This is a genomic window from Rhodovulum visakhapatnamense (assembly GCF_004365965.1).
GTDB lineage: Bacteria > Pseudomonadota > Alphaproteobacteria > Rhodobacterales > Rhodobacteraceae > Rhodovulum > Rhodovulum visakhapatnamense.
This window is the reverse complement of record NZ_SOEB01000006.1, coordinates 111,528-133,203: the sequence shown is the minus strand read 5'-3', so window position 1 is coordinate 133,203 and position 21,676 is coordinate 111,528. Positions and strand designations below refer to the sequence as shown.

The following is a 21,676-nucleotide window of genomic DNA, read 5'->3' as shown; positions in this document are numbered from 1 at the left end:
GGAAGACGACAATGGCATTCAAGGCAACGCTTCTGGCGGCCGGGGCCGCGCTTGCGCTGGCGGGGTCCGCCGCCGCCGATCCGGTGAAGGTCGGCATGATCACCACGCTTTCGGGCGGCGGCGCGAGCCTCGGGATCGACACGCGCGACGGGTTCATGCTGGCGGTCGAGGCCGCCGCCAATCCCGACCTGACGGTCGTGATCGAGGATGACCAGCAGAAGCCCGAAATCGCCGTGCAACTGGCCGACAAGCTGATCCAGTCCGACAAGGTCGATGTGCTGACCGGCATCGTCTGGTCGAACCTCGCCATGGCGGTGGTTCCGGCCGCGACCGCGCAGGGCAAGACCTATCTCTCGACCAATGCCGCGCCCTCGCAACTGGCGGGCAAGGGCTGCAACCCGGGCTATTTCTCGGTCAGCTACCAGAACGACAACCTGCACGAGGCGGCCGGGGCCTATGCCGCCACTGCAGGTATCAAACGCGCCTTCATCATGGCGCCGAACTACCCGGCGGGGAAAGATTCGCTGAGCGGGTTCAAGCGGTTCTACGAGGGCGAGGTGGTGTCCGAGGTCTATACCCAGCTCGGCCAGACCGATTATGCCGGCGAGATCGCGCAGATCCGCGCCTCGGGCGCCGACGGGGTCTTCATCTTCCTGCCGGGCGGCATGGGGATTTCCTTCGTCAAGCAATACGCCGATTCCGGCGTCGGCCTGCCGCTGATCGGCCCGGCCTTCAGCTTCGATCAGTCGATCCTTCAGGCGATGGGCGATGCTGCCGTGGGCGTGCTGAACGGCGCGAACTGGTCGCCCGATCTCGACACTGCCGCGAACGCGACCTTCGTCGAGAGCTTCCGCGCCGCATACGGGCGCCTGCCCTCGGTCTACGCCGCCTATGGCTATGACACCGCGAACCTGCTGCTGTCGGCCATGGCCAAGGCGCCGGTTTCGGATGCCGAGGCCTTCCGCGCGGCTCTGAAAGAGGCCGATTTCGCCTCAGTCCGCGGCAAGTTCAGCTTTGCCCCGTCGAACCACCCGATCCAGGATCTTTACGTCCGCGAGGTGGTGAAGGAGGGCGACATCTACACCAACAAGATCGTCGGCACCGCGATGACCGATCGCGGCAATCCCTACGAGGACGCGTGCAAGATGTGACCCAATGGCGGGCGGCACAGCGCCGCCCGCCCCGCCGGAGACAGGCCCCTTGTCCGCGATGCTTCTGATCGAGCAGGCCCTGAACGGCCTGCAATACGGGATCATGCTGTTCCTGATGGCCGCCGGGCTGACGCTGGTCTTCGGGGTCATGGGGCTGATCAACCTTGCGCATGGCTCGCTTTACATGCTGGGCGCCTTCGCCTGCGCGGCCGTTGCCGCCGCGACCGGCAGCTTCTGGCTGGGCCTGGTCGCCAGCCTTGCCGCCGCCGCCGCCGCGGGCGCGCTGATCGAGCTGTCGGTGATCCGCAGGCTTTATGCGCGCGACCATCTTGACCAGGTGCTGGCGACCTTCGCGCTGATCCTGATCCTGTCCGAGGGCACGCGCTGGCTTTTCGGATCGTTTCCGCTGTATCTCGACATCCCGGCTGCGCTGTCGGGGCCGGTGCGGCTGCCCGGCGGCATCGACTATCCGCTGTACCGCCTCGCGCTGATCGGGTTCGGGCTGGCGGTGGCGGCGGGGCTGTTCCTGCTGATCGGCAGGACGCGGCTTGGCATCCGCATCCGCGCGGGCGAGGCCGACCGCGAGATGATCGCGGCGCTCGGCGTCGACATCTCGCGGCTTTACACGCTGGTCTTCGCGCTGGGCGCGGCGCTGGCCGGGCTGGCGGGCGCGCTGGTCGGCGCGCTGCAATCGGTGCAGGTCGGCATGGGCGAGCCGGTGCTGATCCTGGCCTTCGTGGTGATCGTGATCGGCGGCATCGGCTCGATCAGGGGGGCGCTGTTCGGTGCGCTGCTGGTCGGGATGACCGACACGCTGGGGCGGGCGCTTTTGCCGGTTGCCTTCGCGACAGTGCTGCCCCCGGCCGAGGCGGGCTCGGTCGGCGCGGCGCTGGCGTCGATGCTGATCTACATCCTGATGGCGGGTGTGCTGGTGATCCGGCCCGGCGGCCTTTTCGGACGGGCCTGAGCGATGCGGCGCGAACCCCTTCTGAACGCCCTGATCCTGCTCGCGCTGCTGGCGGTGCCGCTGGCCGCCCAGGCGCTGGACGAACCCTTCCTCGTGACGCTGGCGACCAAGGCCGCGATCCTCGCGCTGGCGGGAGTCGGGCTGAACCTCGCGCTGGGGCTCGGGGGGATGGTCTCGCTGGGCCATGCCGCCTTCTTCGGGATCGGCGGCTATGCCATGGCGGTGCTGGCAGCCCCCGTGCAGGCCTATGAGCCGCTGATGACCTGGCCGATGGACTTGCCGGGCACCAAGTCGATGCCCGCGATCTGGCTGGCCGCGATGGCGGCGGGGGCGCTGGCCGCGCTGGTCATCGGGGCGCTCAGCCTGCGCACCGGCGGGGTCTATTTCATCATGATCACGCTGGCCTTTGCCCAGATGCTTTACTATTTCGCGGTCTCCTGGCCCGCCTATGGCGGCGAGGACGGGATCTCGATCTATGTCCGGAACGGCTTTCCGGGGCTCGACACACTCGATCCGTTGCAGTTCTTCGGGCTCTGCCTCGGCGTCCTGCTGCTGGCGCTGGGGGCCATGCACCTGATCGCGCGCTCGCGCTTCGGGCTTGCGCTGGACGGCGCGCGGCAGAACCCCGAGCGTGTGGCGGCGCTGGGGCTGCGCCCCGCCCGGCTGAAGCTGATCGCCTTCGTCGTCTCGGGCGCGGTCACGGCGCTGGCGGGGGCGCTCTTCGCCGATCTGAACCGCTTCGTCAGCCCCTCGATGCTGCATTGGCAGACCTCGGGCGAGATCATGGTCTTTGTCATTCTGGGCGGCGCGGGGCGCCTTTTCGGGCCGGTGGCGGGGGCCGCGATCTTTGTGCTTCTCGAACATCTTCTGGGCGGGATAAGCGACTACTGGAAGCTTTTCCTTGGGCTTGCGCTTCTCGGGATTGTGCTTTTCGCACGCGGCGGGCTGATCGGCGCGCTGGCGGGACGGGCGGTGGCGCATGACTGAGCCTGTACTGGACGTTCAGGACCTGCACCTCGCCTTCGGCGCGCTGAAAGCTACCGACGGCGTGTCGCTGACCCTCAGGCGCGGCGAGATCCATGCCCTGATCGGGCCGAACGGCGCCGGCAAGTCGACCCTGATCGGACTGATCGCCGGCACACTGCGCCCCGATGCCGGACAGGTGCGTCTGAATGGCCGCGACGTGACCGGTCTTGACGCCGCCGCCCGCGCCCGGGCCGGGCTGGCCCGCACCTTTCAGGTCACGACGCTGGCGCCCGAGCTGACCGTCCTGCAGAACGCGATGCTGGCCGTCGCAGGCGCAAGCGGCGCACCCTACCGCTTTCTGCGCCCCGCGCTGTCGGACCCGGCACTGGTCGAACGGGCGAGCGGTTATGTCGCCCGGGTCGGGCTGGCCGGGCGCCGCGCGGTGCGGGCGGGCGATCTGGCGCATGGCGAACGGCGACGGCTCGATCTGGCGATGGCGCTGGCACTGGCGCCCCGCGCCTTCGTGCTGGACGAGCCGATGGCGGGGATGGGGCCGGACGGTGCGCGCGAGATGACTGTGCTGCTCGATCTGCTCAAGCGCGAGGCGCCGATCCTGCTGGTCGAACATGACATGGATGCCGTCTTCCGGCTGGCCGACCGGATCAGCGTGCTGGTCTCGGGCCGGATCATCGCCAGCGGCCCGGTCGAGGCGGTGCGGGCCGACAAGGAGGTGCAGCGCGCCTATCTGGGCGAGGAGCGTCTGGCGTGACCTTGCTGCAGCTTGAGGGCGTGACGGCCTTCTACGGCCCGGCGCAGGCGCTTTTCGGGGTCGACTTCTGCCTGGCCGAGGGCGAGGTCGTGGCGCTGATGGGCCGGAACGGCATGGGCAAGTCGACCACGATCCGCAGCATCTGCCGCCTCTCGCCGCATCGGGGAGGCTCGATCCGCTTTGCCGGGCAGGATCTGGCCGGGATGCCCGCCCATCGCGCGGCGCGGCTGGGGCTGGGGCTTGTGCCCGAGGGCCGGCGGGTCTTTCGCGGGCTCAGCGTCGAGGAAAACCTGATCGCCGCGGCGCGGCCGGGGATCTGGGATCTGGCGCGGGTCGCGGGGCTGTTCCCGCGGCTTGCGGAACGGCGGCGGCAGGAGGCCGGGTCGCTGTCGGGCGGCGAGCAGCAGATGCTGGCCATTGGCCGCGCGCTGATGACCAATCCGCGATTGCTGTTGCTAGACGAGGCGACCGAGGGGCTCGCGCCGCTGATCCGGGCAGAGATCTGGGCCGCGATCCGGCAGCTGAAGGCCGAAACCGGGCTGGCGATCCTGGTGGTCGACAAGTCGCTGACCGAACTGGTCCGCATCGCCGACCGCGCGGTCATCCTGGAAAAGGGCGCCAGCGTCTGGACCGGGCCCGCGGACGGGCTGACGCCCGCGCTGGTCGATCGCTATCTGGGCGTCTGACCCGCCTCAGACCGGACGGCGGCGCACGAACCGCCCGTCGGGGCCAAGATGGATGCCGCATTCGGTCTTTTCGGGGTTGTCGGCCCAGCGCCCGGCCCGCGCATCCTCGCCCGGCCGCACCGCCCGGGTGCAGGGCTCGCAGCCGATCGAGCGGAACCCCGCGGCCTCCAGCGGATGGCGCGGCAGCCGGTGCGCGGTGAAATAGGCCGCGATATCGGCCTGGGTCCAGAAGACCAGCGGGTTGACCTTGAGATGGGCGCCGTCGCGCTCGATCGCGGGCAGGGCCGCGCGGGTCGAGGCCTGAAACCGCTTGCGCCCGGAAATCCAGGTATCGAACCCGTCCAGCGCATCGGCCAGCGGGAAGGTCTTGCGCAAGAGGCAGCACATGTTCGGGTCTTCATGGGCCAGCCGGTGATGCGGGTCCTCGGCGGCGACGGTCGCCGGGTCGGGCCGCACATCGACGAGGTTGAGATCGAGCCGCCGGGCCAACTGGTCGCGATAGGCGAGCGTCTCGGCGAAATGCCGCCCCGTCTCGATGAACAGCACCGGAATGCGCGGAAAGATCCGGGTCACGTAGTGCAGAAGCACCGCGCTTTCGGTGCCGAAGGACGAGACCAGCGCGCGCTTGCCCAGCCGAGGGTCAAGCAACAGCCCCACCATGTCGACATGGCCCAGATCGGGCATGTGGTCGGCCTGCAGCGCCTCCAGCAGCCGGTCCGCGCCGCCCGGGGGCCAGGCGTTTTCAGAGGCGCGTTTCGCATCGGAGACGGGATCGGACATTCTGACATTCCCTTGCGCGGCAACGGTCCAGAAGTATCACCCTAAAAGAGTCGGGAAAACCCGCGGCGCAGGGACCGAAGGCCGCGCGACACCGCTGCGTGATTTTTCGCCACTCTCCGACATGTGCCTGTCACATTGGCATGTCTGGGCGGACGGTTCCGCGACCCGGCTCTGGCCATGGGCGCGCGGGCCGCGTATCCCGGTGCCAAGCGTTCCCACGTCTTGTCCTCGAAGGATGCCGATGCCCCGCCCAGTCCTGCTGATCTTCACCGACCTCGACGGCACGCTGCTGGATCACGAAACCTATTCCCACGAAGCCGCCGCCCCGGCGCTGGAGGCGCTGCGCGGGGCCGGGGTGCCGGTCATCCTCGCCTCGTCGAAGACCGCCGCCGAAATCGCGCCGCTGCGCACCGAACTGGGCCTTTCCGCGCATCCGGCCATTGTCGAGAACGGCGCGGGCATCCTGGAACCGGGCGCCGAGGCCCCCCGGACGGGCGGCCGCTATCGGGCGCTGCGCACAGCACTCGATCAGGTGCCCGCCCCGCTGCGTCAGCGGTTCCGGGGGTTTGGCGATGGCGGCGCGGACTGGATCGCCGACGCGACGGGGCTGGCGCCCGGGGCCGCCGCCCTGGCCGCGCAACGGCTTTATTCCGAACCCGGCATCTGGTCGGGCAGCGAGACCGAGAAGACCGAGTTTCTGGCAGCCCTCCGGGCGCAAGGCGTCAGCGGGCGCGAGGGCGGGCGGTTCCTGACCCTGTCGTTCGGCGCCAGCAAGGCCGGGCAGATGGCCGAGATCGCGGCGCGCTATTCGACGCCCTACGTCGTTGCACTGGGCGATGCGCCGAACGACCGCGAGATGCTGGAACAGGCCGATCAGGGCTTCATCATCGCCAATCCGCATCGCGCGCCGATGCCGCCCCTCGATGGCGAGGAAACCGGCCGCATCCAGCGGATCGCCGCAGCCGGGCCGAAAGGTTGGAACCAGGCGGTGCTGCAGGTTATTGCTGATTTCGGGATCTGACGGTCCCGACCCTGACTGTCCCCGGGGCGCCCCCGCCCCGGCCCTGTCTTTCTTCGGGACGGTCCCTGTCCCGGCAAGGAGCCGCGCCCATGGCCGATTTTCACCAGAACGGCAATGTCGCCACCCTGCACAACCTGCGTTCGGCCCCGGCCGAGCTTCTGGTGCACGAGCTGACGACCTTTGCCCAGACCCGCAGGATCAGCCTGATCCTGCCCTCGCTGTTCTCCGAGCTTGAAGGCGACGCGCTGCCGAAGATCCTCGACGAACTGGCCGAGGTGCCGTTCCTGCACCGGATCGTCATCGGGCTCGACCAGGCCGACGAGGCGCAGTTCGCGCATGCGCTGCGCTTCTTCGGCCGGTTGCCGCAGAACCATGTGGTGATCTGGCAGGACAGCCCGCGGATGCAGGCGATCCATGCCCGGCTTGACGTCCACAACCTGACACCGGGCGACCCCGGCAAGGGCCGCAATGTCTGGTTCTGCATGGGCTACCTCATGGCCTGCAAGGACAGCGCGGTGATGGCGCTGCACGATTGCGACATCGTCACCTACACGCGCGAGATGCTGGCGCGGCTGGTCTATCCGGTCGCGAACCCCAATTTCCCCTATCAGCTGGCCAAGGGCTTCTATCCCCGGATCGGCGAGGGCAAGCTGAACGGCCGGGTCAGCCGTCTGCTGGTCAGCCCGATCCTGCTGGCGCTGAAGAAGACCATCGGCGACCGCGATTACCTCGATTACCTCCGCTCCTTCCGCTACCCGCTGTCGGGCGAATTCGCGCTCAGGACGGCGCCCCTGCCCGACCTGCGCATCCCCTCGGACTGGGGGCTGGAAATCGGCGTGCTGTCCGAGGCCTGGCGCAATCTCGCGCCGCGCTCGGTCTGTCAGGTCGAGATCTCGGACGCCTATGACCACAAGCACCAGCCGGTCTCGCCCGAGGATGCCTCGCGCGGGCTGTCGCGGATGTCGGTCGATATCTGCAAATCGATCTTCCGCAAGCTGGCGGCCGATGGCACGGTGTTTTCCGAAGAGATCTTCCGCACCCTGAAGGCCACCTATTACCGCGAGGCGCTGGACCTTCTGGACTGCTATTACAACGACGCGCGGATGAACGGGCTGAGCCTCGACCGCCATGCCGAGGAGAACACCATCGAGATGTTCGCCCAGAACATCACCGAGGCCGGTCGGGTGTTTCTGGACAACCCCGCCGAAACCCCCTTCATCCCGACCTGGAACCGGGTGCATTCGGCCGACCCGACCCTGATGGACGACATGCTGGCGGCGGTGGCGGCGGACGCGGCCGATTTCGGGCCCTCGGGCGACTGAAAGCTCATCCGGCGGCCAGCCGGGCCACCCGGGTGACGTCGGCGCTTTGCGGGGCCAGCGCCTCAAGCTCGTCCAGCGCGACCCAGCGCGCCTCGAGCGCGTCGTCGGCCGCGACAGGCGCGCCCGACTGCCAGAGGCAGCGAACCGCGACCAGCACGAAATGCCCCAGCACCTGCCCGTCCGGGCCGCGGTCGAGCGCGTCGAGCGCGGTCAGCACCGCCTGCGGCTCGGCCCGGATGCCGGTCTCCTCGAACAGCTCGCGGGCGGCGGCGGCCAGCAGCGGCTCGGCGAACTCGACCTTGCCGCCGGGAAAGCCCCAGAAGCCCGCATCGGGCGGGTTGGCGCGGCGCACCAGCAACACCTGGCCCGCGCGGATCACCACGGCCAAAACCGCGACCAGCGGCCTCTGCCCCTCCGCCGTCATCGCCGCCTAGCCCGCGCCCGGCCCGGCGCCGTCGCGGTTCGAGATCCAGCGACACTGATAGGGCGCAAACGGGATTTCGGTGCCGGTGGGCGAGATCCGTTCGCCCGACAGCAGGTCGACCCAGTCCTCGCCGCCGATGAGGTTGATCGCCATCGGCGAGACCGACAGATCCTCTGCGCTGACATTGTGCAGCGCGAAGACCGACTGGTCGCGCTCGAGGCTCTGGCGCCAGAGCCCGAACAGGCGGTGGTCGAGATGCAGCGTGAACTGGGTCGCGTTCGGATGGAAGGCGGGCTGGCGGCGGCGAATGCCGATCCGCCGCTTCATCTGCCGCAGCACCAGCGCCTGCAGACTGGACGGATCGTCCAGCAAGGCCAGCAAGGCCGGATAGTCCCAGCGGTGCCGGTTGATCGCGCGCTTGACCCCCGTCTTCTCGACCCCGGCATGATCGTTCGGCGTCGCCAGCAGCGAATGCACATAGAAGGCCGGGATCCCTTCCAGCGCCATGACGATGGTCTGCGAACAGAGGAACCGGTCGACCTGCCACTGGTCCTCGCCCGCGAAGGTGCCCTTCATCGCCTCGAACCAGGTGATGTTCAGCTCGTAGGCGGCCTCGCCGCCGCCAAGGGTGGTGCGCATCGACACCTCGCCGCCGAAGGACCGGATCGCGCCGATGATGTCGCCGATCTGCTCTTCGGGCAAAAGCCCCTCGACCGGGCGCATGCCGATCCCGTCATGCGAGGCGGTGAAATTCAGGTAGGCACAGCCCAGCTGCGCGGGCGGCATCGTCGCCTGCCAGCGGTGCAGGTATTCGGCCGTGCCCGACAGGAGCGCATGCAGGATCAGCGGCGGCAGCGAGAAGTTGTAGACCGCATGGGCCTCGTTCCGGTTGCCGAAATAGCTGAGGTTTTCGTGGTTCGGCACATTGGTTTCGGTCAGCAGCACGACCGGCTCGACCGCGAAATCGCACAAGACCCGCATCAGCTGAACGATGGCATGGGTCTGGGGCATGTGGATCGAAGGCGTGCCGGGTTCCTTCCACAGGAAGGCCACCGCATCGAGCCGGACGATGCGCACGCCATTGTCCACATGCAGCCGCATGATCCGCAGGAATTCCAGCAGCACCTCGGGGTTGCGGAAATCCAGATCGACCTGATCGTGGCTGAAGGTGCACCAGACATGGCGCGGTCCGTTCGCGGTCTCGACCTCGCGCAACAGCGGGCTGGTGCGCGGGCGCACCACCGGGGCCAGATCGTCCTCGGGCGAGGCCTCGAAGAAGAAGCGGTCATAGGGCGGATGGCCCTGCCGGTATTCGCTGAACCAGTGCGACTGGCTGGACACGTGGTTCAGCACCAGATCGGACATCACCCGGAAGCTGCCCGCGATCCGCTGGATATCCTCCCAGTCGCCGAGGTTGGAATTGACCATGCGGTAATCGGTCACCGCAAAGCCGTCATCCGAGGTGAACGGAAAGAAGGGCAGGATATGCACCCCCCCGACCGTGCCCTCGAGATGCCGGTGCAGGAAATCGTTCAGCAGATCGAGCGGCTTGTGCTGGCCATCGGTGAAGCTGTTGCCATAGGTGATGACCATCGAGTCCTCTGAGGACCACAGCCGGTTCGACGGCATCCGGGCGCGGCGGCGGGGGCGCGCACCCTCGGGCCAGAACGCCTCGACGATCCGGTCGATCAGAAGCTCGCGGTCCTGATCCGGGTAGATCCGGCCAACGAGGCCGGCCAGCTTGATGCGCAGGGTCTGCGTCGTGTCTGTCATGGCGTCCAGGCGTTTCCCGATCTTGTTTGTTGCCCGCGCGCGGCAGGCTTGCAAGCCCGTGCCGCGCCGGACGGGCCGCGGACCGGGTCAGTGCCCAGGATTTGGGCGCCGGTCACGGCTTGGGGCGGATCAGGATGGCGCGGAAGTCGTTCACATTGGTCAGGGTCGGGCCCGGCGCCACCTGCGCGCCCAGCGCCGCGAAGAAGCCATGGCTGTCATTGGCCGCCAGCGCCGCCGCCGGGTCGAGCCCAAGCACCGCCGCCTCGGCCAGCGTGTCCGGGCCGATCACCGCCCCCGCCACCTCGGCCGCGCCGTCGACCCCGTCGGTGTCGCAGGCGATGGCGTCGATCCCGGGCGCGCCGCCCAGCGCGACCGCAAGGGCCAGCGCATATTCGGCATTGGGGCCGCCGACCCCGTCGCCCCGCCGCGTCACCGTGCATTCGCCGCCAGACAGCAACAAAAGCGGCCGATCGCCCGGCGCCATCGCCGCCTGCCGCGCCAGGGCCAGCGCCGCCTGGGCCTCGGCCAGTTCGCGGGCCTCGCCTTCCAGCGCATCGCCCAGGATCTCGACCGCCGAGCCCGCGGCGCGCGCGGCCTCGGCGGCGGCCTCCAGGGATCGGGCGGGCGCCGCGATCACCAGATTCTCGACCCGGCCGAGGCGCGGATCGTCGGGGCGAACCGGATCACCGCCCGCCTCGAGAAAGCTCTGCACCGAGGGCGGCGGCACCACGCCCCAGCGCGCCAGCGCCGCCAGAGCCCGGCCCGCGTCGCCCCTGTGCCCGACCGTGGGGCCGCTGGCGATGTCGGCCGGGTCGTCGCCCGGCACGTCGGAAATCAGCAGGCCCAGCACCCGCGCCGGAAAGGCTGCCGCCGCCAGCCGCCCGCCCTTGACCGCCGATATTTCCTTGCGGATGCCGTTGATCTCGCCGATGGGGGCGCCCGAGGCCAGAAGCCCCGAGGTCACCAGCCGCTTTTCCTCCAGCGTGATCTGCCCGGCAGGCTGCACCAGCAGGGCCGAGCCCCCGCCCGAGATCAGCGCCAGCACCAGATCGTCCTCGCCCAGACCGTCCAGCAGGCGCACCATCCGCCGGGTCGCGACCTCTCCGGCGGCATCGGGCACCGGATGCGCGGCCTCGACGATCTCGACGCCCGCGCAGGGACGGCCATGGCCATAGCGGGTGATCACCAGCCCCTCGCAGGGGCCCCAGGCGGCCTCGACCGCCTCGGCCATCCGCGCCGAGGCCTTGCCGGCCCCCACCACCACCACCCGTCCCGCAGGACGGGGCGGCAGAGCGGGCGGGACGATCCGCATCGGATCTGCCGCGGCGACAGCCAGGTCGAAAAGCGCCCTGAGAAAGCCGGAGGGCTCGGTCGGGTCGACGGAAAGCGAAACTGTCATGTCGAAAAGGATGGGGCGTCCTCGGCCGCTGGCAAGAGCCCCGGGCGGATGTGACCCAACGGCATGGGCCGCGATCTCAGGACGCCAGCGCCAGCGCCTCTTCCAGATCGCGGTTGCCCGCCACCAGATCGGCCAGGGTGACGCCGTCGAGCGTGGCATAGAATTCGGCCAGCGCCCGCTGCAGCGCGCCCTTCAGCAGGCAGCAGCAGGAAATCGGGCAGGTATTCGTCGCCGGATCGAAGCATTCGGCAAAGGGCACCCCCGATTCGAGATGCCGGAAAACTTCGCCCACGGTGATGTCCTCGGGGGTCCGCTTGAGGGTCAGACCGCCGTTCCGGCCGCGCGTCGTCTTCACCAGCCCGTGATGCGCCAGCGTGTTGATGACCTGCGCCATGTGGTTCTCGGAGGTGTTGCAGGCGGAGGCGATGTCCGACTTGCGAACCGTGCGCCCGCCATTCACAGCGCAATACATCAGCGCCCGCATCGCGATATTGGTCCGGGTGGTCAGACGCATCGGGGTTCTCTTTTCCAGTCCTGGGGGATAATGATCTATCTCACATACGGGTTCAAACGAGAATAGAGCCTGTTAAAGATCACGCAAGCCCTTCGCCGATCCCGGATGCGGGGCGCTTCAGAAACGGGTGACGGGGCGGGACTTGAGCCGTAAATGCGCGAAGAAGGACGATCCGGCCGCCAGGCGGCTTTCCCAGATGACGGCCCCGGTGATGAGCCTGCTGGAGCGCGCGGGGGCGATGGCCACCGCAGCCTCGCTGCTGTGGCTGATCCAGGCCGCAGCGGTGGCATTGGCTCTGGGCCAGATGCTGCAGCCAGAGACCGCCTGGGGCCCCACCTGGGCCTTTGCCCTCGTCTTCGTGGCGGTGGGCGTCGGGCGCGCGATGCTCGACCATCAGGCAGGCGCGCTGTCGTTCCGCGCGGCCGATATCGTGCTGGCGCTGGAACGCGCGCGCCTCGTCACGCGGGAATCGCGCCGCGCGACCGACGACCCGGCCCGCCCGCCCGCAGCGGTGACCGCGACGCTGGCCGCCGAAAAGCTGGCCGCGCTGACACCCTTCCTCACCCGCTATGCCCCGGCCAAGCGCCGCTCGACCTTCGTGCCGCTGGTGATCCTCGGCGTCACCTTCTACTTCTCATGGGCAATCGGGCTCGTTCTGCTGTTCGCCGGGCCGCTGATCCCGATCTTCATGGCGCTGGTCGGCATCGCCGCCAAAAAGGCCAGCGAGCGGCAGATGGAAGAGCTGTCGAACATGAACGTGCTGCTGCTGGAGCGGCTGACGGCGCTGGTCGACATCCGCCTGCTGGACGCCACCGAGCGCACGGTCGACAGCTTCCGCTCGGCCGCCGACCGGCTGCGCCGGCGCACCATGGAGGTGCTGCGCGTGGCCTTCCTGTCCTCGACCGTGCTTGAACTTTTCTCGGCCATCGGCATCGCCATGGTCGCGGTCTATGTCGGCTTCTCGCTGCTGGGCGAGCTGACTTTCGGCGCCTGGGGCACCCCGCTGACCGCAACCGAAGGGATCTTCCTGCTGCTGCTGGCCCCCGATTATTTCCAGCCCCTGCGCGATCTGGCCGCCGCCTGGCATGACAAGGCCGACGCCAATGCCGTGGCGCGCGAACTGGCCGAACTCGAGGCGCAGGAAGAAACCACCTTCCTCGGGCTCGGCGCCTCGGCGCGGCCGCTCGAGACCGCCGACGCGCTGTCGGTCAGGGGCCTTGCCTACCGCCCGCCGGGCGGGCGGCTGATCCGGTTCCCGGATTTCGATCTGGGCGCTGGCGAGACGCTGGCGATCACCGGCCCCTCGGGCATCGGCAAATCCTCACTCTTGCGGCTGATCGCGGGCATGGCGATCCCCGCCGAGGGCGAGATCCGGATCGGCGACACGGTCCTGTCCCCCGAGACCGCCGATGCCTGGCGCGCGCGGCTGGGCTGGCTGCCGCAGCAGCCGCGCTTCGTGTCGGGGTCGCTGCGCAAGAACCTGACGCTGGCGCTGCGGCCCGGGCATGAGCTGCCTCTGGACACCGCGCTGGAACTGGCGGCGGCCGACGGCGTGGTGGCGCAGCTGCCGCGCGGGCTGAACACCCGTCTGGGCGAGACCGGGGTCGGCGTGTCGGGCGGCGAGGCGCGGCGGCTGATCGTGGCGCGCGCGGCGCATGCCCATCCCGACCTGCTGCTGGCCGACGAACCGACCGCCGATCTGGACGAAGAGACCGCGACGCTGGTGACCGAGGGGCTGCTGGGCCTCGCGGCGGGCGGTGTCGCGCTGATCGTCGCGACTCATGACCCGGCGCTTGCCGCGCGGATGGATCGCCAGATCGCCATCAGACCGGAGCATGCGGCATGAGGGATATCCTGCAGATCCTGCGCCTGACCTGGCGCGCCCAGCGCGGCCCGCTGATCCGGGGTACCGCGCTTGCGGTGATCGTTGTGGCGATGGGGGTGGCGCTGCTGGGCCTTGCGGGCTGGTTCATCACCGCCGCGGCGGCGGCCGGGCTTGCGGGCATCGGCATCGCCTTCAACGTCTTCCAGCCCTCGGCCTCGGTGCGCTTTCTGGCGCTTGGACGGACCGCCGCGCGCTATGGCGAACGGCTGCTGACCCATGACGCGACGCTGAAGGCCCTGACCGATATTCGCGTGGCTCTGCTGCGCGGCGTGCTGGCGCTGCCGTTCCAGACCCTGTCGCGGCTGCGCGGCGCCGAGACCATGAACCGGCTGGTGGCGGATGTCGATGCACTTGACGGGGTGGTGCTGCGGCTCTTCATTCCGGCGGTGACCGGGGTCACCCTTTATGTCGCCGCCTTCCCGCTTTTGTGGTGGCTGACCGATGTCACCCTGGCCCTCTGGATCCTCGCCAGCTTCACGCTGGGCTGCGGGATGGTGCTGGTCTGGGCCGGGCGCCATGCGCTGGCCCCCTCGCGCCGGGCCGAGAAGGCGCTGCAGGCCTTCCGCATCCGGCTGATCGACCTGCTGCGCGCCCGCGACGATCTGGTGGTCTATGGCCGCCTGCCTGAACAGACCGAAGCCGTGCAGCTGGCCGAGGCCCGGATGCGCGAGAACCTCGGTGCCATCGACCGGCTGGAACGCCGGGCGGGGCTGGCGCTGTCGCTGACCACCACGCTGGCCACCGGTACGGCGCTGGCGCTGGGGGGCGTGCTCGTCGCCCGGGGCGCGATCACGCCCGCGCAGGCGGCGTTGGGTTTCTTCGTGGCGCTGGCCCTGTCGGAAACCGTGCAGCCCCTGCGCCGGGGCCTTGCCGATCTGGGGCGGATGCTCGATGCCGCCCGCCGCGTGACCCGGCTCTTGCCCGACGAGGCCGCGGCCGGGGTGCCCGCCCGTCCGGCTTATGCCAGCGCGCCTGAGGCGGCGAGCCCGGCTCTGGAGATGACCGACATCGCCTACCGCCATCCGGGCGCCGAGGCGCCGGTGCTGCAGGGCTTTTCGCTGACCCTCGCCCCCGGCGCCTGCGTCGCGCTGACCGGGGCCTCGGGCAGCGGCAAAAGCACCGTTCTGGCGCTGGCCGCCGGTCTGATCCAGCCCGAGGCGGGCACCATCCGGCTTGCAGGCCGCCCGATCGACGAACTGTCCGAAACGCGGCTGCGGGCCGAAATGGCCTACCTGCCCCAGCGCAGCATGCTTCTGGGCCAGAGCTTCTTCGACATGCTGGCGCTGGCAGATCCCGATCTCGACGAACGCGAGGCGCTGGATCTGCTCGAGGCGGTGGCGCTGTCCGCGACGGTGGCCGCACGCGGCGGGCTGCACGCGGCCCTGAAGGAAAACGGCGCCGGGCTTTCCGGGGGCGAACAGCGGCGCCTGGCCCTGGCCCGGGCGCTCCTGCGCCGGCCGCGGCTGTTGCTGCTGGACGAACCGACCGAGGGGCTCGACCGGCCGACCGCGACCCGGGTCCTGGGCGCGATCCGCGAGATCCTGCCCGAGACCGCGATCCTGACCGCCTCGCACCGCAAGGCCGAGCGCGACTGGGCCGACCGGCTGATCGCCATGACCTGACGGTTCCGCCGCCGTCGCGGGGGCCGGGACCGTCGCACGTCCGAGACGCATCGCAGTTATGCCGTATTGGCATGCCGCGCCACTGCATACAAAGGTATATCTGGAACACGTCTAATATGCCCACCCTCCACCGTTAACACCAACGGCTTGGGATCCGCGCATATTATGTAATTAGGGGAAAGGGCCAAAGGAGGCCATCAATGGAACTCGACATCGTCGAGCTGTCCCGGCTGCAGTTTGCCATGACAGCCATGTATCACTTCCTCTTCGTGCCGCTCACGCTTGGTCTGTCGATCATCGTTGCGATCATGGAGACGGTCTATGTGATGACCAACCGCCCCGTCTGGCGCCAGATGACGAAATTCTGGGCCACGCTCTTCGGCATCAACTTCGTGCTGGGGGTCGCGACGGGCATCACCATGGAATTCCAGTTCGGGATGAACTGGAGCTATTACAGCCACTATGTCGGGGACATCTTCGGCGCTCCGCTGGCCATCGAGGGGCTGATGGCCTTCTTCCTCGAGGCGACCTTCGTGGGGCTCATGTTCTTCGGCTGGGACAAGCTGTCCAAGGTGGGGCATTGCGTGGTCACGTGGCTCGTGGCGATCGGGTCGAACTTCTCGGCGCTCTGGATCCTGATCGCGAATGGCTGGATGCAGAACCCGGTGGGGGCCGAGTTCAATCCGATGACCATGCGGATGGAGATGACCTCGTTCTTCGAGGTGATGTTCAACGAGGTGGCGCAGGCCAAGTTCGTGCATACCGTCTCGGCGGGCTATGTGACGGCCTCGATCTTCGTTCTGGGCGTGTCGGCCTGGTACCTGCTGAAGGGCCGCCATGTGGAACTGGCGCGCCGGTCGATCGCGGTCGCAGCCAGTTTCGGGCTTGCAGGCGCGCTGTCGGCGGTGGTCCTCGGCGACGAGTCGGGCTATAACGCCACCCATACCCAGAAGATGAAGCTCGCCGCCATCGAGGGCATGTGGGAAACCCACGAGGCGCCCGCGCCGTTCAACCTCTTCGGCATTCCCGACCAGGCCGACCGCGAGACCAAATACGCGATCGAGGTGCCGGTGGTGATGGGCCTGATCGGCTCGCGCTCGCTGACCGAGGAACTGCCGGGCATCAACCAGCTGGTGGACGAGGCCGAGGTCCGCATCCGCAACGGGCTGATCGCCTATGACGCGCTGATGCAGATCCGGGCCGAGCGGGGCGCAGCCGCGCCCGAGCTGACCGCGCAATTCGAGCAGCACAGCGCCGATCTGGGCTTTGCCTTCCTGCTCAAGCGCTATCTCGACGACCCGCGCCTGGCGACCGATGACCAGATCGCCATGGCGGCGCAGGACACGGTGCCGGGCGTCCTGCCGCTGTTCTGGGCGTTCCGGGTGATGGTGATCCTGGGCTTCGGCTTCATCGCGCTGATGCTGTTCTTCTTCATCCGCGCCAACTTCTACGGCATGCGCTTTCCGCGCTGGGCGCTGCGCACGGCCGTGGTGGCGATCCCGACGCCCTGGATCGCGGCCGAGATGGGCTGGTTCGTGGCCGAATTCGGCCGTCAGCCCTGGACCGTCGACGGCGTGCTGCCGACCGCGCTGTCGGTCAGCCAGCTCAGCGTGGCCCAGGTCGCCTTCACGCTCGCGGGCTTCATCACCTTCTATTCGGTCCTCTTCGTGATCGAGATCGGGCTGATGCGGAAATACATCCTCAAGGGGCCCTATATGGACGTCGCCGAAACCGACGACTGGACCCGGCGCCATACCGACCGCCTGACCGGCGGCCGCGGCTTCGAACCGGCGGAGTAAAGACCCATGATCCTGCATGAATTCGTGGATTTCGAGATCCTTCGGGTGATCTGGTGGGGGCTTCTGGGCGTCCTGCTGATCGGCTTTGCGCTGACCGACGGCTTCGATCTGGGGGTCGGCACACTGCTGCCCTTCGTCGCCCGGACCGATATCGAACGGCGGGTGGCGATCAACACCGTCGGCCCGGTCTGGGAAGGCAACCAGGTCTGGTTCATCCTGGGCGGCGGCGCCATCTTCGCTGCCTGGCCGCCGCTTTACGCGGTCAGCTTCTCGGGCTTCTACATCGCGATGTTCCTGATCCTCGCCGCGCTGATCCTGCGCCCGGTGGGCTTCAAGTACCGTTCGAAGCGCGAGGACGAACGCTGGCGCGCGGCCTGGGACTGGGCGCTTTTCGTGGGCGGCTTCGTGCCTGCGCTGGTCTTCGGCGTCGCCGTGGGCAACGTCCTTCAGGGCGTGCCGTTCCGGCTGACCGAGGACCTCATGTCGATCTATGAGGGCTCGTTCTTCGGGCTTCTGAACCCCTATGCGATCCTGGCCGGGCTGGTGTCGGTCTCGATGCTGGTGATGCATGGCGCGGCCTGGCTGCAGCTCAAGACCGAGGGCATGGTGGCCGACCGCGCGCGGACCTTCGGCGCCTGGGCGGCCATTGCCACCATCCTGACCTATGCGCTGGCCGGCCTCTGGCTTGCGGGCGGGATCGACGCCTACAGCTTTGCGGGCGCGGTCGCGACCGACGGACCGTCGAACCCGCTGATGAACGAGGTCGTCCGGGGCGGGTCCTGGATGGCGGCCTATGAGGCGCGGCCCTGGATCGTCGTCGCCCCGGCGCTGGGGATCCTTGGCGCGGCGCTGGCCTTCCTCGGCTTCAGGACCGACAAGGAGGGCTGGACCATGCTGGCCTCGAAACTGTCGATCCTCGGCATCATCGCTTCGGTCGGGCTGACCATGTTCCCGTTCATCCTGCCGTCCAGCATCGACCCCAACTCGTCGCTGACGGTCTGGGACAGCTCGTCCTCGCATCTGACGCTGTTCGTGATGCTGGTCTCGGCGGTGATCTTCGTGCCGCTGATCCTGGCCTACACCGCCTGGGTCTACAAGGTGCTCTGGGGCAAGGTCACGGCCTCGGACGTGGTCGACAAAAGCGACTCGGTCTACTGAGAAAGGAGCCCGAAGATGTGGTATTTCGCCTGGATTCTCGGCCTGCCGCTGGCCGCGCTCTTCGCCGTCGTCAACGCGATGTGGCTGGAGCTGAACGCGGATCGCACCATGATGGACGGCAAGCCGCGCCACGACCGCTAGGCCGGTCGCCGTCCTGAACCGGGGCCCTGCCCCGACCCTGCAAGGCCCGTGCCCCCGGCGCGGGCCTTTTCCATGCCCCTCGGGTCCGGCCGGACTATGGCAGCCTTAAAGATGAGTCTTTGACATCTTATTTGAGTCGGCCCTATATGGCGCAGGACACATGCACTTTCTTGCATGTCTTGGGACCAAAGCCGCACAGGAGGCGCGACCGACATGAGCACGACCGCAGAAACCCAGCCGGGCAGCCACGAAAGCCGGCTTGCGCATTTTCCCGTCACCTTCTTCGCCACGGTCATGGGGATGATGGGGCTGACACTGGCCTGGCATGCGGGCGAACAGGCGCTGGGGCTGACCCTCCCCGTCTCGCATTACCTGCTCTTTGCCTCTTCGGCGCTCTTGGCCGCGGTCGCGGCGCTTTATGCGACAAAGCTTCTGACGCGCTTCCCGATGGCCGCGGCCGAATGGCATCACCCGGTTCGGCTGGCCTTTTTTCCTACCGCCTCGATCTCGCTGATCCTGCTGTCGGTGGCGTTGCTGGGCCAGTACCCCGCGCTGGCCGAGCCGGTCTGGATCGCAGGGACCGCGCTGCAGGGGCTCTTGTCGCTTCTGGTGATCGCCGACTGGATCGGGCACCGTCCCTTCCAGCCGATCCACCTGAACGCCGCCTGGTTCATCCCGCCGGTCGGCAACATCCTGGTGCCCATCGCGGGCGTGCCGCTGGGCCACCCGGATATCTCGTGGCTCTTCTTCTCGGGCGGTGCGCTGTTCTGGATCGTGCTGCTGACGATGGTCATGAACCGGCTGACCTTTCACGATCCGCTGCCCAGCCGGTTGCAGCCGACACTGGTGATCCTGATCGCGCCCCCCGCCGTCGGCTTCATCTCGTGGATGCGACTGAATGGCGGACTAGACTCGCTGGCGATGTTCTTTCTCAACGCCGCCTATGTCTTCGCGCTGATCGTGGCGACGCAGCTGCCGCGCATCCTGCGCCTGCCCTTCGCGCTGTCCTTCTGGGCGCTCTCTTTCCCGCTGGCCGCGCTGACCATCGCCACGTTCCTGTACGCGACCACCACCGGCTCGGCCGTCCATCTGTGGCTGGGCGGCGGGCTTCTGGCCTTTCTCAGCCTGGTGATCGCGGGGCTGGTCGGGCGTACGCTGCTGGCGATTGCCCGGAACGAGATCTGCCAGCCGGAATAGGGGCCTCAGCCCCGCCGGGGGGCGGCCAGGCTGAGCGCGAAGGCACAGCTTGCCGCGACCACGATGCTGGGTCCGGCGGGCGTGTCGAACTGGTACGATCCCCAAAGCCCGGCCAGGGCCGCGGCCGCGCCGATGCCCGAGGCGATCAGCGCCATCGCCTCGGGGGTGCGCGCCCAGGGCCGGGCGGCGGCGGCCGGGACGATCAGCATTGCCACGATCAGAAGCGCCCCCACCACCTGGATCGCCACCGCGACCACCAGCGCCAGCGCGACCGTCAGCACCAGCCGCTCGCGCCCCGGATCGATCCCCGAGGCCGCCGCCAGTTCCTCGCTGACCGTAACCGTCAGAAGCGCCCTCCAGCGCCAGCCGATCAGCGCCACCACTGCCAGCGCCCCCGCCCAGATCACCGCCAGATCGGTGCGGCCGACCGCCAGGATGTCGCCGAAGAGGTAAGCCGAAAGATCGACCCGGACCCCGCTGAGAAACGACACCGAGACCAGACCGACCGCCAGCGCCGCATGGGCGGCAACCCCCAGCGCGGTATCCATGGCAAGCCTCCGCCCAGACAGCGAGGTCACGGCCAGCGCCATGGCCAGCGCGGCCCCCAGCGTGCCCGCGAAGATCGAGATCGAAAAGCCCAGCGCGATGGCCACGCCCAGGATTGCGGCATGGGCCGTGGCCTCGCCGAAATAGGCCATCCGCCGCCAGACCACGAAGGCCCCCAGCGGCCCGGCCGCCAGCGCGACTGCGATCCCCGCCAGCGCGGCCCGCACCAGAAAATCGTCAAGCATCGGCCGCCTCCGGTTTTGCGCCCTGGGCATGGGGATGCGCCTCGGCCCCGGCCGCCGCGTCGTGTCCGCAGCCGTCATGGGCATGATCGTGTTCGTGCTGATAAAGCGCCATCGTGCCATGGGTGCCATGGCCGAACAGCGCCCGGTATTCGGGCGCGGCGGTCACCACATAGGGTTGGCCCTGACAGCAGACATGACCGTTGAGGCACAGCACCCGGTCTGTCGCGCTCATCACCACATGCAGATCGTGGCTGACCATCAGCACCGCTGTACCGGTCTCGCGCCGAAGATCGACGATCAGCTGGTAGAAGGCCGCGGTGCCCGGCTGGTCGAGCCCCTGCGTCGCCTCGTCGAGGATCAGAAGTTCTGGCCCGCCCAGCAGCGCGCGGGCCAGCAGCACCCGCTGGAACTGCCCGCCCGACAGCGCGGTCAGTTGCCGGGTCTCAAGCCCGGCCGCGCCGACCCGATCAAGCATCGCCGCGACCTCGGCCGCCCCGTGCCTCTCGGGCAACGACAGGAAGCGGCGGACCGTCAGCGGCATGCGGTCGTCGACGGCCAGCTTTTGCGGCACATAGCCGATCCGGAGCCCAGGTCGCCGGGTGACGGCGCCCGCCGTCGGCCGGACCGCGCCCAGCACAGCCCTCAGCAGCGTCGACTTGCCCGACCCGTTCGGCCCGACAAGCGTGACGATCTCGCCCGCGCCGATCTCGAAATCGACCCCGGTCAGGGCGGCGACACCGCCATAGCGCACTGTCAGGCCGCGCGCGGCGACCAGCGTCATGCCCGCGCCTCGCGGCAGGCGGGGCAGCGGCCGACAGCCTCGAGGCTCATCCGCTCGATCTCGAACCCGACCGCACCGGCTGCCGCGAGCATCGCGTCGGCGACGCCCGTGCCCGGCGCCTCAGCCACGGCCTGGCAGGTGTCGCAGATCAGAAAGGCCGGGCGGTGCGGCTCGCCCGGGCGCATGCACGCCGCAAACGCGTTGAGCCGCCGGATCCGGTGCACGAGCCCGTGATCGACCAGAAAATCGAGCGCCCGATAGGCCACCGGCGGTTGGCGCGCGAAGCCCGCCGCGACCAGCCGGTCGAGCACCTCATAGGCGCCGAGCGCCTGATGCGATTCAAGCAGGATCTCGAGAGTGCGTCGGCGCACCGGGGTCAGGCGCAACCCTTCGGCCGCGACGATTTCCTCGGCCCGCTCCAGCGTCGCCCGGCGGCAGGCGGCATGGTCATGGGCGGAAAACACCCGCTCGGCATCGATTCTCATCCGGACCCTCTTGACTTGTTATTTTATAACATATTCATTCCCGAG

At 68.7% G+C, this 21,676-nt stretch carries 21 protein-coding genes; 13 read left to right on the top strand and 8 right to left on the bottom strand.

Going from position 1 to position 21,676, the window contains the following annotated elements; all coding sequences use genetic code 11:
- The first annotated feature begins 11 nt into the window (after window positions 1–11).
- Genes EV657_RS07555 through EV657_RS07535 form a run of 5 tightly spaced genes read left to right on the top strand, consistent with a single transcriptional unit; the run spans window position 12 to window position 4,539 of the window.
- Entirely contained in the window at window positions 12–1,151 is a 1,140-nt protein-coding gene (locus EV657_RS07555) for an ABC transporter substrate-binding protein (RefSeq protein ID WP_134077533.1), read from the top strand.
- A 58-nt stretch (window positions 1,152–1,209) separates the two neighbouring features.
- The gene (locus EV657_RS07550) at window positions 1,210–2,118 is read left to right on the top strand and encodes a branched-chain amino acid ABC transporter permease (RefSeq protein WP_371412632.1); all 909 of its coding nucleotides are present in this window, start codon (window positions 1,210–1,212) and stop codon (window positions 2,116–2,118) included.
- A gap of 3 nt (window positions 2,119–2,121) precedes the next feature.
- Window positions 2,122–3,105 carry a branched-chain amino acid ABC transporter permease gene (locus tag EV657_RS07545; protein ID WP_134077532.1) on the top strand — a complete coding sequence of 328 codons (984 nt, stop codon included), beginning with the start codon at window positions 2,122–2,124 and terminating at the stop codon, window positions 3,103–3,105.
- Window positions 3,098–3,853, top strand: coding sequence for an ABC transporter ATP-binding protein (locus tag EV657_RS07540; protein ID WP_134077531.1), 756 nt, complete (start codon window positions 3,098–3,100; stop codon window positions 3,851–3,853). Before EV657_RS07545 ends, EV657_RS07540 begins: the two co-directional genes overlap by 8 nt.
- Entirely contained in the window at window positions 3,850–4,539 is a 690-nt protein-coding gene (locus EV657_RS07535; protein WP_075787181.1) for an ABC transporter ATP-binding protein, read from the top strand. Before EV657_RS07540 ends, EV657_RS07535 begins: the two co-directional genes overlap by 4 nt.
- A 6-nt stretch (window positions 4,540–4,545) precedes the next feature.
- Here EV657_RS07535 and EV657_RS07530 read toward each other — a convergent pair whose 3' ends face one another.
- Window positions 4,546–5,319 carry a phosphoadenylyl-sulfate reductase gene (locus EV657_RS07530; protein ID WP_207802487.1) on the bottom strand — a complete coding sequence of 258 codons (774 nt, stop codon included), beginning with the start codon at window positions 5,317–5,319 and terminating at the stop codon, window positions 4,546–4,548.
- 241 nt (window positions 5,320–5,560) lie between these two features.
- Here EV657_RS07530 and EV657_RS07525 point away from each other — a divergent pair, with 241 nt between their 5' ends.
- Window positions 5,561–6,340: an HAD-IIB family hydrolase gene (locus EV657_RS07525; protein ID WP_337248279.1), complete on the top strand. Its 780-nt coding sequence runs from the start codon at window positions 5,561–5,563 to the stop codon at window positions 6,338–6,340.
- Window positions 6,341–6,429: 89 nt separating this feature from the next.
- Window positions 6,430–7,662 carry a glycosyltransferase family protein gene (locus EV657_RS07520; protein ID WP_134077530.1) on the top strand — a complete coding sequence of 411 codons (1,233 nt, stop codon included), beginning with the start codon at window positions 6,430–6,432 and terminating at the stop codon, window positions 7,660–7,662.
- 4 nt (window positions 7,663–7,666) lie between these two features.
- Here EV657_RS07520 and EV657_RS07515 read toward each other — a convergent pair whose 3' ends face one another.
- From EV657_RS07515 to EV657_RS07500, 4 genes are all read right to left on the bottom strand, one after another.
- Complete coding sequence (locus tag EV657_RS07515; protein ID WP_113670632.1) at window positions 7,667–8,086, bottom strand: NUDIX hydrolase; 420 nt, start codon at window positions 8,084–8,086, stop codon at window positions 7,667–7,669.
- Window positions 8,087–8,092: 6 nt separating this feature from the next.
- The gene (locus tag EV657_RS07510) at window positions 8,093–9,859 is read right to left on the bottom strand and encodes a sugar phosphorylase (RefSeq protein ID WP_075787185.1); all 1,767 of its coding nucleotides are present in this window, start codon (window positions 9,857–9,859) and stop codon (window positions 8,093–8,095) included.
- A gap of 112 nt (window positions 9,860–9,971) precedes the next feature.
- Window positions 9,972–11,258 carry a glycerate kinase type-2 family protein gene (locus EV657_RS07505; protein ID WP_134077529.1) on the bottom strand — a complete coding sequence of 429 codons (1,287 nt, stop codon included), beginning with the start codon at window positions 11,256–11,258 and terminating at the stop codon, window positions 9,972–9,974.
- A gap of 76 nt (window positions 11,259–11,334) precedes the next feature.
- Window positions 11,335–11,772: an RrF2 family transcriptional regulator gene (locus EV657_RS07500; protein ID WP_075787187.1), complete on the bottom strand. Its 438-nt coding sequence runs from the start codon at window positions 11,770–11,772 to the stop codon at window positions 11,335–11,337.
- 142 nt (window positions 11,773–11,914) lie between these two features.
- Here EV657_RS07500 and cydD point away from each other — a divergent pair, with 142 nt between their 5' ends.
- The 6 genes from cydD (at window position 11,915) to EV657_RS07470 (ending at window position 19,574) form a co-directional block, all read left to right on the top strand.
- Window positions 11,915–13,618, top strand: a complete 1,704-nt coding sequence (cydD, locus tag EV657_RS07495; RefSeq protein ID WP_243837507.1) for a thiol reductant ABC exporter subunit CydD — start codon at window positions 11,915–11,917, stop codon at window positions 13,616–13,618.
- Window positions 13,615–15,279 (top strand): amino acid ABC transporter ATP-binding/permease protein, encoded by a 1,665-nt coding sequence (locus EV657_RS07490; RefSeq protein ID WP_134077528.1) that lies wholly within the window; start codon window positions 13,615–13,617, stop codon window positions 15,277–15,279. The genes cydD and EV657_RS07490 overlap by 4 nt, the downstream gene beginning before the upstream one ends.
- A gap of 200 nt (window positions 15,280–15,479) precedes the next feature.
- Window positions 15,480–17,078: a cytochrome ubiquinol oxidase subunit I gene (locus EV657_RS07485; protein WP_113670628.1), complete on the top strand. Its 1,599-nt coding sequence runs from the start codon at window positions 15,480–15,482 to the stop codon at window positions 17,076–17,078.
- Window positions 17,079–17,084: 6 nt separating this feature from the next.
- Window positions 17,085–18,236, top strand: a complete 1,152-nt coding sequence (gene cydB, locus EV657_RS07480; protein WP_075787191.1) for a cytochrome d ubiquinol oxidase subunit II — start codon at window positions 17,085–17,087, stop codon at window positions 18,234–18,236.
- 15 nt (window positions 18,237–18,251) lie between these two features.
- Window positions 18,252–18,377, top strand: a complete 126-nt coding sequence (cydX, locus tag EV657_RS07475; protein WP_075787192.1) for a cytochrome bd-I oxidase subunit CydX — start codon at window positions 18,252–18,254, stop codon at window positions 18,375–18,377.
- Between the two features lie 213 nt (window positions 18,378–18,590).
- Window positions 18,591–19,574 carry an SLAC1 anion channel family protein gene (locus EV657_RS07470; protein ID WP_134077527.1) on the top strand — a complete coding sequence of 328 codons (984 nt, stop codon included), beginning with the start codon at window positions 18,591–18,593 and terminating at the stop codon, window positions 19,572–19,574.
- 5 nt (window positions 19,575–19,579) lie between these two features.
- Here EV657_RS07470 and EV657_RS07465 read toward each other — a convergent pair whose 3' ends face one another.
- The 3 genes from EV657_RS07465 to EV657_RS07455 are packed head-to-tail and all read right to left on the bottom strand — an operon-like array spanning window position 19,580 to window position 21,631.
- The gene (locus EV657_RS07465; RefSeq protein ID WP_113670625.1) at window positions 19,580–20,365 is read right to left on the bottom strand and encodes a metal ABC transporter permease; all 786 of its coding nucleotides are present in this window, start codon (window positions 20,363–20,365) and stop codon (window positions 19,580–19,582) included.
- Window positions 20,358–21,146, bottom strand: coding sequence for an ATP-binding cassette domain-containing protein (locus EV657_RS07460; protein ID WP_134077526.1), 789 nt, complete (start codon window positions 21,144–21,146; stop codon window positions 20,358–20,360). Before EV657_RS07460 ends, EV657_RS07465 begins: the two co-directional genes overlap by 8 nt.
- Window positions 21,143–21,631, bottom strand: a complete 489-nt coding sequence (locus EV657_RS07455; RefSeq protein WP_113670623.1) for a Fur family transcriptional regulator — start codon at window positions 21,629–21,631, stop codon at window positions 21,143–21,145. The genes EV657_RS07460 and EV657_RS07455 overlap by 4 nt, the downstream gene beginning before the upstream one ends.
- Window positions 21,632–21,676 lie beyond the last annotated feature (45 nt).